Source organism: Streptomyces sp. NPDC058671 (assembly GCF_042716475.1).
Taxonomy (GTDB): Bacteria; Actinomycetota; Actinomycetes; order Streptomycetales; family Streptomycetaceae; genus Streptomyces.
Genome location: NZ_JBHXSA010000013.1, coordinates 167,026 through 181,898 on the forward strand (window position 1 = coordinate 167,026; position 14,873 = coordinate 181,898).

Here is a 14,873-nt window from a genome sequence, read left to right on the forward strand (position 1 = left end):
TCCGCTGAGCGCTAGCCGCTAGCGAATCGAGGCCCGCTCCCCTTCGGGGGAGCGGGCCTCGGTCATGTTCGGGCTCCGGTCATTGTCCGGGCCATGGTCATGTCCGGGCTCGGGTCATGACCGGCCCCGGTCGTCCGCCGGGGCGGTGCCGGCTCAGGGGGTGACGGGGATGTTCGTCAGACCGTTCCCGCCGGTCACCGTGTTCGAGGCGTACACCGTGGTCGGACAGGAGCCGCTCCGGTTGGTCACGTTGATCGCGAGCCGCTGAGGCCCGGTGGCGCCCGTGAGGTTCGAGCGGTTACCGCGGAAGACGGTCCCGCAACCCCAGCCGCTCTGCTGGGAGTGGGTCTCGTAACCGTTGTTCGTCGTGTTCACGCCGGTGTTGTTCTCCACGAGGACGCCGTTGCCCTTCACGTCGACCCAGGAGTCGTCGTAGTGGACGCCGGTCAGCCCCCGCCCGTCGAAGGTGTTGCCGACGATCCGCGCTCCCGTGGTGCCCTCCTTGATGTCGATGCTCTCGCCGCCGACGTCCGGCCCGATGACGTTGTTCAGGATCTGGGCGTTGTCGCTGCGGTCGCTGAGGGTGTTGGCGGTGCCGACGTACACGCCTTCGCCCATGCCCCGGCCGTCGTTCCCCGTGTCGTAGATGCGTGAGTTCCTGATGACGGCGTTCCTGCTGGAGTTGCGGAAGTGCACGCCCTCCATGTCCAGGCCGTGCACGGTCACGCCGTCGATCACCACGTCGTTCGCGGTGTCCGTCATGATCCCCTTCTGGCCGCCGGTCACGGTGATGCCCGCGACCGTCCAGTACGAGGCGCCGTTGAGGTGAAGTCCGTAGCCGCCGCCGGCGGTCAGGACCGCGCGCGAGGAGCCGGTCAGGGTGATCCGGGCGGAGGGGGTTCCGGGGGTCGTGGCCTTGAAGTTGCCGGTGTACGTGCCGTCCGCGAGGCGGATCGTGTCGCCGGGGCGGGCGTTGACGAGCGCCGTCTTCAACTGGGCGGCGGTCGAGACGTCGACGGTCGCGGCCGAGGCGGGGGTGGTGACGAGGGGGACGGCGAGGAGCGCCGGGAGGAGGGGGAGGAGCAGCGTCCGGGTGCGCATGGGGATCCCTTCCGTGCGGTGGGGGAGTAGGGCGGTTCCTGTATGTGCACGATGGCCGAGATGCTGAACGCGATGCTGTCCCGAGACGGTAGGGAGAGGTGATGGTCATGTCAAGGTCTGGACCAGTGCCCCGAAACCGTCCCCTTCCTCACCGGAAGATCGCATGCCACGGGAATGGCGGTGCCGCCCGAGACGTTCCCAGAGAGAACACGAGGAGGAGCGGTAATCGTGCTTGAGCCCCAGGATTTGTACGAATGGGACCCGAAGGGCCTGGCCGTCGTCGACCTGGCCCTGGCGCAGGAGTCGGCCGGGCTGGTCATGCTGTACCACTTCGACGGCTACATCGACGCGGGCGAGACCGGTGAGCAGATCATCGAGCGCCTGCTCGACACGCTGCCGCACCAGCTGGTGGCCCGCTTCGACCACGACCGGCTCGTGGACTACCGCGCCCGCCGCCCCCTGCTGACCTTCCAGCGCGACCGCTGGACCGCGTACGAGACCCCCTCCATCGAGGTCCGTCTCGTCCAGGACGCCACCGGGGCGCCCTTCCTCGTCCTGTCCGGCCCCGAGCCCGACGTGGAGTGGGAGCGGTTCGCCGCGGCCGTCCGGCAGATCATCGAGCGCCTCGGCGTGCGCCTCGCCGTCAACTTCCACGGCATCCCCATGGGCGTGCCCCACACCCGCCCCGTCGGACTCACCCCGCACGGCAGCCGCACCGACCTCATGCCCGGACACCGGAGCCCGTTCGACGAGGCCCAGGTGCCCGGCAGCGCCGAAGCACTCGTCGAGTACCGGCTCACGGAGTCCGGGCACGACACCCTCGGTGTCGCCGCGCACGTGCCGCACTACGTCGCCCGCTCCCCGTACCCGGACGCGGCTCTGGCCACCCTGGAGGCCATCACGGCCGCCACCGGACTCGTCCTCCCCGCCGTCGCCCACTCCCTGCGGACGGAGGCACGGCGCACCCAGACCGAGATCGACCGCCAGATCGGCGAGGGCGACGAGGAACTGGTCGCCCTCGTGCAGGGCCTCGAGCACCAGTACGACGCGGTGGCCGGAGCCGAGACCCGCGGCAGTCTGGTCGCCGAGCCGGTCGACCTGCCGTCGGCGGACGAGCTGGGCCGGGAGTTCGAGCGCTTCCTGGCCGAGCGGGAGGGCGACTCCTGACCCCTCCTCGCCAGGCCCTAAGCTGCCGCTCATGCTGAAGGTGGGCCTGACCGGCGGGATCGGCGCCGGCAAGAGCGAAGTGTCACGGCTGCTCGTCTCGTACGGCGCCGTGCTGATCGACGCGGACCGGATCGCCCGTGAAGTCGTCGAGCCCGGGACGCCGGGTCTCGCGGCCGTGGTCGAGGCCTTCGGGGACGGCATCCTCACCGAGGAGGGCACGCTCGACCGGCCGAAGCTCGGATCCATCGTGTTCGCCGACGCCGACCGCCTGGCCACCTTGAACGCCATCGTCCACCCCCTCGTCGGAGCCCGGTCGGCCGAGCTGGAGGGCCGCGCCGAGGCAGGGGACGTGGTCGTCCACGACGTACCCCTGCTCACCGAGAACGGGCTCGCCCCTCTGTACGACCTGGTCGTGGTCGTGGACGCGTCCCCGGAGACACAGCGCGACCGGCTCGTACGGCTCCGCGGCATGGCCGAGTCCGAGGCGGCGGCCCGGATGGCGGCGCAGGCCACACGCGCGCGGCGGCTGGCCGTCGCGGATCTCGTGATCGACAACGACGGCCCGCTCGACGCCCTCGAACCGCAGGTGCGGAAGGTCTGGGACGAGCTGGAGCGCAGGGCCGCGGGCGCCGCGTAGCGCCTGGCCGCGGGCACCCGCGGGGGAATGCGGCTGCCGGGTCCGGTGTTCAACCACCGGACCGAGTGGGAAGGATGTCATGGTGGCCGACAGAAACCCGGAAACGCACGTCATCGACTTCCGCGCCGCCGAACACCTGCTGGCCGCGCGGGACCCCCGGGGTGCGGTGAAGCTGCTGGACTCGGTGATCGCCGCGCATCCCGAGAACACCGCGGCGCGTCTGCTGCGGGCCCGTGCGTTCTTCGCCGCCGCGCAGCTGCGTCCGGCGCAGCTCGAGTTCGAGCTGGTCCTCGAGCGGGAACCGGACAACGCCTTCGCGCACTTCGCGCTGGCCCGCACCTACGAGCGATCGGGCCAGACGGCCCGGGCCACCCGGCACTTCCGCCTCGCCGCCGCTCTCGACCCGAAGCCGGAGTACCTCCAGGCGGCGGGGTTCGACACCGAGAAGTGAGGCGGACCGAGGCGCTCATCGTCCGGTGCCGCCGTGATCGGGTTCGTACGGGGGGACGTTCCGGCCGGGCTGCCAGTGCGGGCCCTGGTGAAGACGGAGCACCACCATCACCAGGTCGAACGTGACCACCAGGAACAGCACGCCGCACGCCACGGCCCAGCCGGGGCGGCCCACCAGCGCGAACGCGGCCGTACCGAAGGCGGCCCAGAGCAGACCCCACACGCTCAGCCAGAACCGCAACCGCAGGGCGCTGCGCGCGGTCGCCGGCTCGTTCCCGGTACGCATGACGGTCACCCACCCTCCCCGTCGAAGCAGCTGGAGGCACTTCCAGGATGGACCCCGGGACGGGGGAGGGGAACCGGACCGGGCGCCCGGGGTGTGCGTCCACCACAAGCGGCCGGGCGCGTGCCGTCGGACGCGCGGCTAGTGGACGACGCTGTAACTGCGCCACGGCGGGCTGCCGGGCACGATCCCGTCGCCGCTGTTGCTCGGGAGGTAGGTGGAGTCCTTGCCCTCGCAGTCGCGCGTCGGGTACAGCACGATGTCGACCAGGGTGTTGTTCTCGACCTTGGTGGCGCCGGCCGGCGCCAGGCGGTGGCAGCCCTTCACCAGCGGGCTCGTCACCATGACCGCCGCCTCACGTTCCGTCTCATACTCGATCGTGCCCACGGCGGTGCGCCCCAGGCCCGAGCAACCCGCGACGGCGAGAGTGAGCAGCACGGCCCCGGTGGCGGTCGTGAGACGCCGGCGAACGGACATGGCGGATCCTCTTCTGTGGTGGAGGCGTTCCCCGCCACCCTCCCGCCCCCGGAGCCGGGTGTCATCCGCTGCTGGGCCGCCCGGGGGAGCGTGCCCGACGGGCGTTGTCAGACCCCGCCCGTAAGGTCGGAGTTCCAGTCGACATCCGTCACCGGTGGAAGGAGCGCGGAGCAGTGACACACACCTGGATCACCAGCGCCGCCGTGTTCCTTCCGGCCGCCCTGCCCCGGGAGGGGCGGGTCGCCTTCTGGACCCCCGACGGCGGGGCGCTGCCGGACCCGGCGGACAGCGGAGCGGAGCGTGTCGAGCTGACCGTCGCCCGGCGGCACGGCAGCGGCGCCCGCGGCCGTGCCGTGCCCGCCCTGTCCCTCCCCGTCGACGCCGCCCTGCCCCATCTCGTCGCGGCCCGCCGCCACCCTGCAGCCCACCCCGCCACCGCGGGCTGGGGCGCCGCCGCCCTCCACGCACTGCACCTGACGGCCCGCGGCCGGATGCTGCCGGGCCTGACCGCCGACGACCTGGACGCCTGGCGGGCGGGGCCCCTGGACGCCGACGACATCGCCCACCTGCGGGCCGTCGCCGCGGCCCTCCCGTACGAGGCGCACGCCGTGCCCGTGCCCGGACCGGGGCCGCTGCGTCTGCCCGATCCCGAGGCGCTCGTGCGCGCGTTCCTCGACGCGGTCGCCGACGTGCTGCCCCGCACCCCGGCCGCCGCCCACGCGGTGGGAGCGCCGTTCGCCTCCCGTGCGCCCCAGCACCTGCCCCGCGCGCGTGCCTGGGCCGCCGAGGCGGCGGCGGGGATGGACGCGGGCGTCCGGGTCTCGCTCCGCCTGGACCTCTCGCCGTCCGAGCTGTTCGACGCGGCCGCCGGCACCGAACCTTCCGAGGGCGAGGGCGAGGGCGAGGGCGAGGGCGCGGAACGCGGAGGTGGGCGCCGCGCGGCCGCCGCGCTCCTCCAGGTCCACAGCCTCGCCGACCCGACCCTCGTCATCGACGCCACCGCCCTGTGGGCGGGGGAGGGGGAGCACTTCGGACCCCGCGCCCGGATCGACGCCGTCCTCGCGCTGCGCCGTGCCGCCCGGGTCTGGCCCCCGCTCGGCCGGCTCCTGGAGCGGGACGTGCCCGACGTCCTCGCCGTCACCGAGGACGAGCTGTACGAGCTGCTCGGCCCCGCCGCCGCCCGGCTCGCCGACGCCGGAGTCGCCGTCCACTGGCCTCGTGAGCTTGCCCGCTCGCTCAGTGCCTCCGCCGTCGTCCGGGCCGACCGGACCGCACCCGGCTCCGCGACCGACGGCACGGCCTTCTTCGACAGCGAGGAACTCCTCCGCTTCAACTGGCAGCTGGCCCTCGACGGCGACCCGCTCACCGAGCGCGAGATGGACCGGCTTGCCGAGGCTCACCGGCCCATCGTGCGCCTCCGTGACCAGTGGGTCGTCGTCGACCCCGACCTCGTCCGCAAGGCGCGCAAGCGGGAACTGGGCCTGCTCGAACCGGTCGACGCCCTCGCCGTCGCCCTCACCGGCACCGCCGAGGTGGACGGCGAGACCGTGCCCGCCGTCCCCGTCGGCGCGCTCGCCGCGCTCCGCGACCGGCTGCTCGCCGGGCCCGAGGACGTGCAGGCCCCGCCCGGACTCACGGCCACCCTCCGCGACTATCAGCTGCGCGGCCTCGCCTGGCTCGACCTGATGACCTCGCTCGGTCTCGGCGGCTGCCTCGCCGACGACATGGGCCTCGGCAAGACCGTCACCCTCATCGCCCTCCATCTGCGCCGTGCCCGCCGCGCCCCGACCCTCGTCGTCTGCCCCGCGTCCCTGCTGGGCAACTGGCAGCGGGAGGTGGGGAAGTTCGCCCCCGGCGTGCCCGTGCGGCGCTTCCACGGCGCCGACCGCGACCTCGACGGCGTCGACGGCGGTTTCGTCCTCACCACGTACGGCACCCTGCGCACCAGCGCCGCCCGGCTGGCCGAGCAGGAGTGGGGGATGGTCGTCGCCGACGAGGCCCAGCACGTCAAGAACCCGTTCTCCGCGACCGCGCGGGCGCTGCGCGAGATCCCCGCCCCCGCCCGGGTCGCTCTGACCGGCACCCCCGTGGAGAACAACCTGTCCGAACTCTGGGCGCTCCTCGACTGGACCACACCCGGTCTCCTCGGCCCGCTCAAGGCCTTTCGCTCCCGGCACGCCCGCGCCGTGGAGAACCACGAGGAGATCGAGCACGAGGAGGCGGTCGAGCGACTCGCCCGGCTCGTGCGCCCCTTCCTGCTGCGCCGCCGCAAGTCCGACCCCGGCATCGTCCCCGAGCTGCCGCCGAAGACGGAGTCCGACCATCCCGTCGCCCTCACCCGGGAACAGGCCTCGCTCTATGAGGCGGTCGTCCGCGAGACCATGGCGCGGATCGAGGAGGCCGAGGGCATGGCCCGCCGAGGCCTCGTCATGAAGCTGCTGACCTCCCTCAAGCAGATCTGCAACCACCCCGCGCAGTTCCTGAAGGAACAGGCGCCCTCCGGCAGGGGCACCGCACGGCTCGCCGGCCGCTCGGGGAAGCTCGCACTGCTCGACGAGCTCCTCGACACGATCCTCGCGGAGGACGGGTCGGTGCTCGTCTTCACCCAGTACGTGTCGATGGCACGGCTCCTCGCCGACCATCTGGCCGCGCGCGGCATCCAGGCCCAACTCCTCCACGGCGGCACCCCGGTGGCGGAGCGGGAGCGGATGGTCGACCGCTTCCAGGCCGGCGAGGTCCCGGTGTTCCTGCTCTCCCTCAAGGCCGCGGGCACCGGCCTCAACCTCACCCGGGCCGGTCATGTCGTCCACTACGACCGCTGGTGGAACCCGGCCGTGGAGGAGCAGGCCACCGACCGGGCCTACCGCATCGGACAGACCCAGCCGGTGCAGGTCCACCGGCTCGTCGCCGAGGGCACGGTCGAGGACCGGATCGCCGAGATGCTCCGCGCCAAGCGGGCACTGGCCGACGCCGTCCTCGGCTCCGGCGAGGCGGCCCTCACCGAGCTGACCGACCGGGAGCTCGCCGACCTGGTGTCCCTGAGGAGGCCCTCGTGAACCGGAGGAGGCCGTCGCTGAGCCTGAGGAGGCCCTTCGTGTCCCCGAGGAGGCCTGCGTGAACAGCGCCAGGGGAGCCGCCCCCCGCCACGACGAGCGCCGCCGCAGCTTCCCGCAGGTCGCGCCGCGCGAGACCCCCGACGGACGGTTCGCCGCCACCTGGTGGGGCAACGCATGGGTCGACGCACTGGAGGACACCGCCCTCGACCCGGCCCGCCTCGCCCGCGGCAAGGCGTACGCGGGACGCGGCCACGTCGACGCGATCACCGTCACCCCCGGCCGGGTCGTCGCGTACGTCCACGGCAGCCGCGCCCGCCCGTACCGCGCCGAGATCCGGATGCGGACGCTCGGCGACGACGGCTGGGAGCGGTTCCTCGACGAAGCCACCGCCCGCCCCGACCACATCGCCGCCCTCCTCGACAAGGACGTGCCGCACGCACTGGGGGCGATCACCGGGCTGCTGCCCGCGCCGGGCGACCTCGTCCCCGACTGCACCTGCCCGGACGACGGTTATCCCTGCAAGCACGCCGCCGCCCTCTGCTACCAGGCGGCGCGGCTCCTCGACGAGGACCCGTTCGTCCTCTTCCTGATGCGCGGCCGCGGAGAGCAGGAGCTCCTCGCCGAACTCACCCGGCGCAACGCGGCCCGGTCCGCCGCCGAGACGATCGCGGCCGCGCCCCCGATGCCCACGGTCCCCGCCCGTGCCGTACTCGACGCGACGGACCGGCCCGCGCCGCCGCTGCCCCCGCCCCTGCCGCTTCCGGACCGCCCAGGACGCCCCGCCGTCTTCCCGCCCGACCCCGCCGCCCCCGACCCGCTCGCCCTCGACCTCCTCGCCACCGAAGCCGCCGCCCGCGCCCACGTGTTCCTCAGCACCGGGCGCGACCCGGTCGCCGCGCTCACCCCCTGGCAGGACGCCGTCCGGCTCGCCGCCGCGCACCCCGGCTCCGGGCTCACCGCCTCGACCCGCGCCCTCTACCGTGACCTGGCGTACGCGCTCGACCGCACCCCCACGGACCTCGCCCGCGCCGTCGCGGCCTGGCGTCAGGGCGGAGCCGCGGGGCTCGCCGTCCTCGAAGCGCCCTGGGATCCGCCGGCGGGACCGTTCGACCGCGCCCGACCGGCGCTGATCGCAGCCGACTTCCCCGCCTTCAGACCCTGGCGCAACCGGCTCTCCACCGAGTCCCTCCAGCTCCGCCTCGGCCGCGACGGCCTCTGGTACGGCTACGAGTCGGACGCCGGCCGCGAGGACTGGTGGCCGCGCGGCGCCCCCGATCCGGACCCGGTCGGGGCCCTCACCGACCTGCTGGGACGCTGACCGACACTCGAACAGGCCCCACTCGATGGAGTGAATCAACTCAACGGCCGGATCCGGCACGTGTGTTTGTCGCGTTGATTCGGGTACGGGCACTTGCCCGTGCACACCTCCGGAAGGCAGGAAGCCATGAGGCAGATTCGCCGAAGTGGTCTGGCCACACTGTTGGTCACGGGTGGGGCGCTCGCGCTCTCGGCGGGCGCCGCGCACGCCGACTCCGGCGCACAGGGCGCCGCGGTCGGCTCGCCGGGCGTCGGCTCAGGCAACACGGTTCAGCTGCCGGTGCACGTGCCGGTCAACGTCTGCGGGAACACGGTCAACGTCGTCGGTCTGCTCAACCCGGCCTTCGGCAACAGCTGCGCCAACCGCTCCGCCGCGCCCGAGCCCAAGGGCTACGGGTCGGAGGACGGCGGCGGCCGGTCCCACAAGGACCTGCCCGGCACCCCGCGCGGTGGCGAGCAGGCCGGCGGCTCCCACGGTGGCGGGCCGGGGGCCGGTTCGTCCACCGGCGGCGGATCCACGGCCGAGGGCGTCGCCGCGGGCTCTCCCGGAGTCCTCTCCGGGAACGGGCTCCAGCTGCCGGTCGATCTCCCCGTGAACGTCAGCGGGAACTCGGTCAACGTCGTCGGCCTGCTCAACCCGGTCTTCGGCAACACGGCGGTCAACGGCCCCGCGAAGCCGGCGCAGCCGATCGAGAAGCCGACGCCGCGCCCGCAGACCCCCGTGCGGAACGTGCCGGTCCCGCAGACGGAGACCGAGACGGAGCCCGAGGCGGAGAAGCCCGCTCCGGCCCCCGCGCCGCAGGGTGAGACGAGCCCGGTCGCGCTGGCCGCCACCGGTGCGGACACCCTCGGCTACGCCGCCGGCGCGAGCGCCGCGCTGCTGCTCGGTGGCGCCCTGCTGTACCGTCGCGCGCGCCGCGCCGGAGACCAGGCCTGAAGGTCCCGCCCTCGCGGTCCGGCCGAGGCGCGCTGACACCCGAGCCGTCAGCCGCGTCCCCTGCCGACGGCGTTCTCGCCGCCGCTACGCCAGGCCCGGAGCACCGCCTCGATGGCGGGTGCGACCCTCGTCCGGGCCTGGTGCCGAGGAACCCCGCGCATCAGCAGCGTGTCGTACGGCGTGTCGACGTGCCGTACGGAGGCGCGTACCGCCGCCGTGACGGCGCCTCGGTCGAGCGAGCGGCCCGCGGCCGTGCGCCCGACCCGCCCACTGCCCTTCGCGGAGGCGTGGACGGCGACCTCGGTGGCCCGGTCCGCCGGGCAGGAGGGGAAGAGCCGCAGGATCTCCGCCCGGAGGACCTCGGTGATCTCCTCGTCGAGTGCCGCGCGCCGCACCGCGTCCCTGGCCCGGCGCCTGGCCCGCGCCTCGGCGTCGGCCAGGCAGGCCGACTCCGCCTCGGCCAGCGCCGCCTCCTCCACGAGGAGGCCCTGACGCTCGTACCGTGTACGGCGCCGGTTGTGCCGTACCACCACCGCCCACAGCGCACTGCCCTCGCGGGCGCGGCGGGTCAGCGCCGTGTCGCCCCGGCGCAGGAAGACCAGATGTCCCAGGTCGGCGCAGTCCAGGCAGACCGGCGCACCGAACTCGACGATCATGCGTTCCAGCGGCCCCTGCCGGCACTCCGAGCAGCGGGGGCGTCTGAGCGGTTCGACGACGACGGGCGCGACGAGGTCCATGGCCGCCCCCGCTCAGCGGACGCCGGGCGCGGCGGCGGAGACGAAGCGGGCGAGCGCTTCCTTCGCCTGCTCGGAGCGGCGGGCCCGCTCCGTCTCTCCCACCGCCTCGTGCATGCAGTGGGTCTCCAGGAAGGCGGCCTCGGCCAGGCGGCGGACGTGGGCGTCGTCGCACACCAACTGGACGCGGAAGAGCGCCTGTCGCGCGTTGGTCCGCTGCCGGTAGGAGGCGTGGCGGGACTCTTCGGCCTCCGCGGAGCCGGGCTCCTCCGCGGCCCGGAACCAGCGGTCGTTCTGGCTGTGCCGGTAGTCGACGACCGCGCCCGCGTAGGCGCTGTAGGTCGCGATCCGCTCCTGGCGGAGCTGTTCGGTGCGGGCGAGCGAGGCCGTGCGCTCCGTGGCCCGGGCCTGGAACCAGTGGGTGGCGATGACACCCAACAGGGTTCCCGCCACCGCTATCAGCGCCACATCCATGACCGGCCGCCCCTCCCGTCTCCTCCGGCCGTGTCCGCGGCCGGTTCCCCCGTCGGGTCCGAAGATCCTTCGGACCTTCAGATCATGACAGTCAAGGGGCGGGACGTCACTGCCGGTAGCCGCTCAGGAAGCGGCCGATGCGGCTGATCGCGGCGTCCAGGTCATCGGCGTACGGCAGGGTCAGGATGCGGAAGTGGTCCGGGCGCGGCCAGTTGAAGCCGGTTCCCTGGACGACCTGGATCTTCTCGCGCAGGAGCAGGTCGAGGACGAACTTCTCGTCGTCGTGGATCCTGTGCACGGCGGGATCGAGGCGTGGGAAGGCGTACAGGGCTCCCTTCGGCTTCACGCAGGAGACGCCGGGGATCTCGTTGAGCTTCTCCCAGGCCCGGTCGCGCTGTTCGCGGAGCCTGCCGCCGGGGGCGGTCAGCTCGTGGATCGACTGGCGGCCGCCGAGCGCGGCCTGGATGGCGTACTGGGCGGGGGCGTTGGGGCAGAGCCGCATGGAGGCCAGCATGGTGAGGCCCTCCAGATAGCTCTTGGCGTGCTGCTTCGGGCCGGTGACGACCAGCCAGCCGGAGCGGAAGCCCGCCACCCGGTACGTCTTGGAGAGCCCGCCGAAGGTGAGGACGACCAGGTCGGGGGCGAGGGAGGCGGCCGGGTGGTGGACGGCCTCGTCGTAGAGGATCTGGTCGTAGATCTCGTCGGCGAAGACCATCAGGCCGTGGCGTCGGGCGAGATCGAGGATGCCCTCGACGATCTCCTTCGGATAGACCGCGCCGGTGGGGTTGTTGGGGTTGATGATGACCACGGCACGGGTCCGGTCGGTGATCTTGGACGCCATGTCGTCGAGGTCCGGGTACCAGTCGGCCGACTCGTCGCACAGGTAGTGCACGGCCTTGCCGCCCGCGAGGGTGGTGACCGCCGTCCACAGCGGGAAGTCCGGGGCCGGGATCAGCACCTCGTCGCCGTCCTCCAGGAGGGCCTGCACGGCCATGGAGACGAGTTCCGAGACACCGTTGCCGAGAAAGACGTCGTCGACGTCGACCTCCGGCAGCCCCATGGCCTGGTAGCGCTGGGCCACGGCGCGGCGGGCGGAGAGGATGCCGCGGGAATCGGTGTACCCGTGGGCCTTCGGGAGCATCCTGATCATGTCCTGGACGATCTCCTCGGGCGCCTCGAACCCGAACAGCGCCGGATTGCCGGTGTTGAGGCGCAGGACGCTGTGGCCCGCCTCCTCCAGCGCGTTGGCGTGCTCGATGACCGGGCCCCTGATCTCGTAACAGACCTCGCTGAGTTTGCTCGACTGCCGGAACTCCATGTCCGACCTCCCCAAGTCCCCGGAAACAGTGTTGCTTGGTTTTACCAAGTTCGAGCTTGGAAAGTCCAACAACATGTCTAGACTGCGTCGCATGCCACGTCAGCCACGCCGCCGCAGCTACGACCAGCACTGCGCCGCCGCGCGCGCCCTCGACCTCGTCGGCGACCGCTGGACCCTGCTCGTCGTCCGCGAACTCCTCGCCGGGCCGCGCCGTTACACCGACCTCCACGCCGATCTGCCGGGCGTCAGCACGGACATGCTCGCCGGCCGCCTCAAGGACATGGAGGCCGCCGAGCTCGTCACCCGACGCCGACTGCCGCCGCCCGCCTCGGCGTTCGTGTACGAACTCACCCCGCGCGGACGCGAGCTGCAGCCGGTGCTGCGCGCCCTCGCCGCCTGGGGGGCGCCGGAACTCGGCGAACCCCGGCCCACCGACGCCGTCCGCGCGCACTGGTACGCGATTCCGCTCCTCGGGGTGCTCGCCGGGCTGGGTGAGGGCGTCGTGCAGGTGACCCTGGACGAGGGCGAGTTCCACGTACGGGTCGGGGACGACGGGAGCGTCGCGTACGGGGACGGCGTGTACGGCGCCGGCACGGCGAGGGAGCCGGACGCGCGGCTCCGGACCGACACGGCGACCTGCCGGGCCCTCGCGGGCGGAGAACTGACGCTCACCGAGGCGATCGAGGCGGGCCGCGCGACTTTCGTACGGAGGGCCTCGGCTGTCGGGGTCCGCTGATCGCCGACCGCTGGCCGTCGGCTGCTGACCGCCGGCCGCCGGGGCCGGTCGCGGGCCGCCGACCGCCTGCTGCCGGGGCCGGTCGCTGCCCGCCGCCTTCCGGGCTCGCACGGGTCAGGGACGCCAGGGCGCTCCAGGTCGCACGCTGGAAGGAGTCGGCCGGCCGCGCCGCCCGATCGTCGCCGGCGCGTGACGACCAGCCCTGGGCCCCCGGGGGTACCCCTCGGCGGCCTCCAGTGACGGCGCCTCCCTGCGGCTGACAGTGGCATGGGCCGAGGGTCGAACCGTGAGGCCGGTGACGAGGTCGGGCCGTTGCGTACGCCCCGGCGCCCGCGCCGTGGCCGCTGCGGGCAGGATGAGGGGGTGAGCGGGACACGATACGAGGCGATCACCTGGGAACGGCTGGCGGAGGCGCTCGCCGGGCACCTCGACACGTCCACCCCCGGCGACGGTGGCGAGTGGCTCAAGGTCGGCGTCGACGGACCGGCCGCCGCCCCCGGGGGCGAACTCGCCGCCCTGCTCGCCGAGGCGCTGCGGGCGCGCGGGCGCGCGGTCCACGTCGTGGGGACGGTCGGCTTCCTGCGGCCCGCGTCCCTCCGGTTCGAGTACGGGAAGCGGGACCCCGACGCGTACTACGACGGGTGGACCGACATCGGGGCCCTGTGGCGGGAGGTGTTCAGCCCGCTGGAGCCGGGCGGCTCCGGGCGCGTGCTGCCCGACCTGTGGGACCCGGTACGGGACCGCGCGACCCGCAGCCCGTACGTCACGCTGCCTCCGGGCGGGATCCTGGTGGTGCACGGGCCCTTCCTGCTCGGCCACTGGTTCCCCTTCGACCTCACCGTGCACCTGCGTCTTTCGGCCGCCGCCCTCGCCCGGCGCACCGAGGACGCCTGGACCCTGCCGGCCTTCGCACGGTACGAGTCGGAGGTCGACCCCGGCGCGACCGCCGACGCCGTCGTACGCGCCGACGACCCCCGCCACCCGGCCTGGACGGGCCTCGGGCAGTAGGTCCTCCGGCGGTACGTCCCCCCGGTTTCTCGTCCTCGGGCGAGGGGCGCGCGGCGGGGACGTCCGGGGGTCGTCCGGCTGCCTGGAGACATCAGTCGCCGGGCATCCGGTCCGGTGGGCGGCCGCCGACCACGGTGACCGCCTCCGCGCCCGCGCGACAGCCTGCCTCGGCGGCCTGCGCCGGATCCGCGCCCGCGAGTCGCGCGGCCAGGAACGCCCCGGCGAACGCGTCTCCCGCGCCCGTCGAGTCCACCGGCCGCACCGGGGGCGCCGCCACCCGCGTGGTGACCGCCCCGCCCTCGGCGACCAGCGCGCCCGCCGCCCCGAGGGTGACGACGACCAGCGGGAAGAGGCGGCTCAACTCGGCTGCCGCCGCCTCCGGTGCACGATGGCCGGTGAGCGTCCGGGCCTCGTCGGCGTTGGGCAGCAGGGTCTCGGCGCCCTCCACCGACGTCAGGAACCGGTCCGCCCCCAGTTCCGTGAGGAATCCCGCCGAGGCCGGGTCCACGCTCACCGGCACGCCCGCGTTCCGTGCGTCCCGCAGCGCACGCACGGCCGTCTCGCGGCTCGGCTCGGCGAAGAACAGGTAACCCGACAGATGCAGCCGGGTCACGCCCTCGAGCAGCGCGGCGGACCAGTCGCCGGGGGAGAGGCGCAGGGCGGCGCCGCTGTCGGTGAGGAAGGTGCGCTCCGCCGAGGCGTCCACGAGCGCGATCACGGTGGCCGTCGCCGCCTCCGCGTCCGGCACCAGCAGGGGGCGCACGCCCGCGCGGAGCAGTGCCCGCTCGTGCCAGGCCGCCGCGTCCGCGCCCACCCGGCCGAGGAGCCGCACCTCCCCGCGCCCGGAACGCGCCGCCCAGCAGGCCGCGTTGGCCCCCGCGCCCCCCGGAAGGGTCCGGATCGTCGCCGCCGTGTCCGTGGCGGGGGCGAGCGGGGTCCGGTGCCGGGCGACGACGTCCGTGACCACGTCCCCGACGACGAGCAGCGCGCCGGGCGCCCCGCTCACCGACCGACCGAACCGCGTACGGTCCCGCCGCCGGGCGCGGTCCCCGGGCCGGGCTTCGCCACGGCGTCCCCGGGCCCTGAGCCCGCCTTGCCCGACCCCACCGCGGCATCGGTCGGCGTCCCCGCCGCGGGTCTCGCCCCCGCGTCGCCGCCTCGCGCCCCCGCCTCGGCCG

The 14,873-nt window shown here is 74.0% G+C and carries 15 protein-coding genes; 8 read left to right on the plus strand and 7 right to left on the minus strand.

All coding sequences use genetic code 11. The features are described from left to right. Positions 1-153 precede the first annotated feature (153 nt). Positions 154-1,101 (minus strand): right-handed parallel beta-helix repeat-containing protein, encoded by a 948-nt coding sequence (locus tag ACFWV2_RS18455; RefSeq protein ID WP_384406074.1) that lies wholly within the window; start codon positions 1,099-1,101, stop codon positions 154-156. A 228-nt stretch (positions 1,102-1,329) separates the two neighbouring features. Between ACFWV2_RS18455 and ACFWV2_RS18460 the strand changes: the two genes are divergently transcribed. The 3 genes from ACFWV2_RS18460 (at position 1,330) to ACFWV2_RS18470 (ending at position 3,356) form a co-directional block, all read left to right on the plus strand. After that, positions 1,330-2,268: a PAC2 family protein gene (locus ACFWV2_RS18460; RefSeq protein ID WP_384406075.1), complete on the plus strand. Its 939-nt coding sequence runs from the start codon at positions 1,330-1,332 to the stop codon at positions 2,266-2,268. A 31-nt stretch (positions 2,269-2,299) separates the two neighbouring features. Next, entirely contained in the window at positions 2,300-2,905 is a 606-nt protein-coding gene (gene coaE / locus ACFWV2_RS18465; protein ID WP_384406076.1) for a dephospho-CoA kinase, read from the plus strand. An 82-nt stretch (positions 2,906-2,987) separates the two neighbouring features. After that, the gene (locus tag ACFWV2_RS18470; RefSeq protein ID WP_384406106.1) at positions 2,988-3,356 is read left to right on the plus strand and encodes a tetratricopeptide repeat protein; all 369 of its coding nucleotides are present in this window, start codon (positions 2,988-2,990) and stop codon (positions 3,354-3,356) included. Positions 3,357-3,371: 15 nt separating this feature from the next. Here the strand turns inward: ACFWV2_RS18470 and ACFWV2_RS18475 are convergent, their stop codons facing one another. Both ACFWV2_RS18475 and ACFWV2_RS18480 read right to left on the minus strand, forming a co-directional pair. Then, positions 3,372-3,641, minus strand: a complete 270-nt coding sequence (locus ACFWV2_RS18475; RefSeq protein WP_384406107.1) for a DUF6343 family protein — start codon at positions 3,639-3,641, stop codon at positions 3,372-3,374. A gap of 138 nt (positions 3,642-3,779) precedes the next feature. After that, positions 3,780-4,115, minus strand: coding sequence for a hypothetical protein (locus ACFWV2_RS18480; protein WP_384406077.1), 336 nt, complete (start codon positions 4,113-4,115; stop codon positions 3,780-3,782). A gap of 173 nt (positions 4,116-4,288) precedes the next feature. Here ACFWV2_RS18480 and ACFWV2_RS18485 point away from each other — a divergent pair, with 173 nt between their 5' ends. The 3 genes from ACFWV2_RS18485 to ACFWV2_RS18495 all read left to right on the plus strand — a co-directional run bounded on the left by ACFWV2_RS18485 (position 4,289) and on the right by ACFWV2_RS18495 (position 9,425). Next, positions 4,289-7,171, plus strand: coding sequence for a DEAD/DEAH box helicase (locus ACFWV2_RS18485; protein WP_384406078.1), 2,883 nt, complete (start codon positions 4,289-4,291; stop codon positions 7,169-7,171). A gap of 58 nt (positions 7,172-7,229) precedes the next feature. Beyond that, positions 7,230-8,489, plus strand: coding sequence for an SWIM zinc finger family protein (locus ACFWV2_RS18490; RefSeq protein ID WP_384406079.1), 1,260 nt, complete (start codon positions 7,230-7,232; stop codon positions 8,487-8,489). Positions 8,490-8,615: 126 nt separating this feature from the next. Continuing rightward, a complete protein-coding gene (locus tag ACFWV2_RS18495) occupies positions 8,616-9,425 on the plus strand; it encodes a chaplin (RefSeq protein ID WP_384406080.1) in 810 nt (269 codons plus the stop codon). A 47-nt stretch (positions 9,426-9,472) separates the two neighbouring features. Here the strand turns inward: ACFWV2_RS18495 and ACFWV2_RS18500 are convergent, their stop codons facing one another. From ACFWV2_RS18500 to ACFWV2_RS18510, 3 genes are all read right to left on the minus strand, one after another. Next, positions 9,473-10,162, minus strand: a complete 690-nt coding sequence (locus ACFWV2_RS18500) for a DUF2293 domain-containing protein (RefSeq protein ID WP_384406081.1) — start codon at positions 10,160-10,162, stop codon at positions 9,473-9,475. 12 nt (positions 10,163-10,174) lie between these two features. Further along, positions 10,175-10,633: a hypothetical protein gene (locus ACFWV2_RS18505; protein ID WP_384406082.1), complete on the minus strand. Its 459-nt coding sequence runs from the start codon at positions 10,631-10,633 to the stop codon at positions 10,175-10,177. A gap of 106 nt (positions 10,634-10,739) precedes the next feature. Then, positions 10,740-11,951 (minus strand): pyridoxal phosphate-dependent aminotransferase, encoded by a 1,212-nt coding sequence (locus ACFWV2_RS18510; protein WP_384406083.1) that lies wholly within the window; start codon positions 11,949-11,951, stop codon positions 10,740-10,742. Between the two features lie 91 nt (positions 11,952-12,042). On the opposite strand from ACFWV2_RS18510, the gene ACFWV2_RS18515 reads away from it, so the two are divergent. Continuing rightward, positions 12,043-12,687 carry a winged helix-turn-helix transcriptional regulator gene (locus ACFWV2_RS18515; protein WP_384406084.1) on the plus strand — a complete coding sequence of 215 codons (645 nt, stop codon included), beginning with the start codon at positions 12,043-12,045 and terminating at the stop codon, positions 12,685-12,687. Positions 12,688-13,050: 363 nt separating this feature from the next. Further along, positions 13,051-13,695 carry a uridine kinase gene (locus tag ACFWV2_RS18520; RefSeq protein ID WP_384406085.1) on the plus strand — a complete coding sequence of 215 codons (645 nt, stop codon included), beginning with the start codon at positions 13,051-13,053 and terminating at the stop codon, positions 13,693-13,695. Between the two features lie 91 nt (positions 13,696-13,786). Here ACFWV2_RS18520 and ACFWV2_RS18525 read toward each other — a convergent pair whose 3' ends face one another. Further along, positions 13,787-14,701 carry a carbohydrate kinase family protein gene (locus ACFWV2_RS18525; RefSeq protein ID WP_384406086.1) on the minus strand — a complete coding sequence of 305 codons (915 nt, stop codon included), beginning with the start codon at positions 14,699-14,701 and terminating at the stop codon, positions 13,787-13,789. Positions 14,702-14,873: the final 172 nt, after the last annotated feature.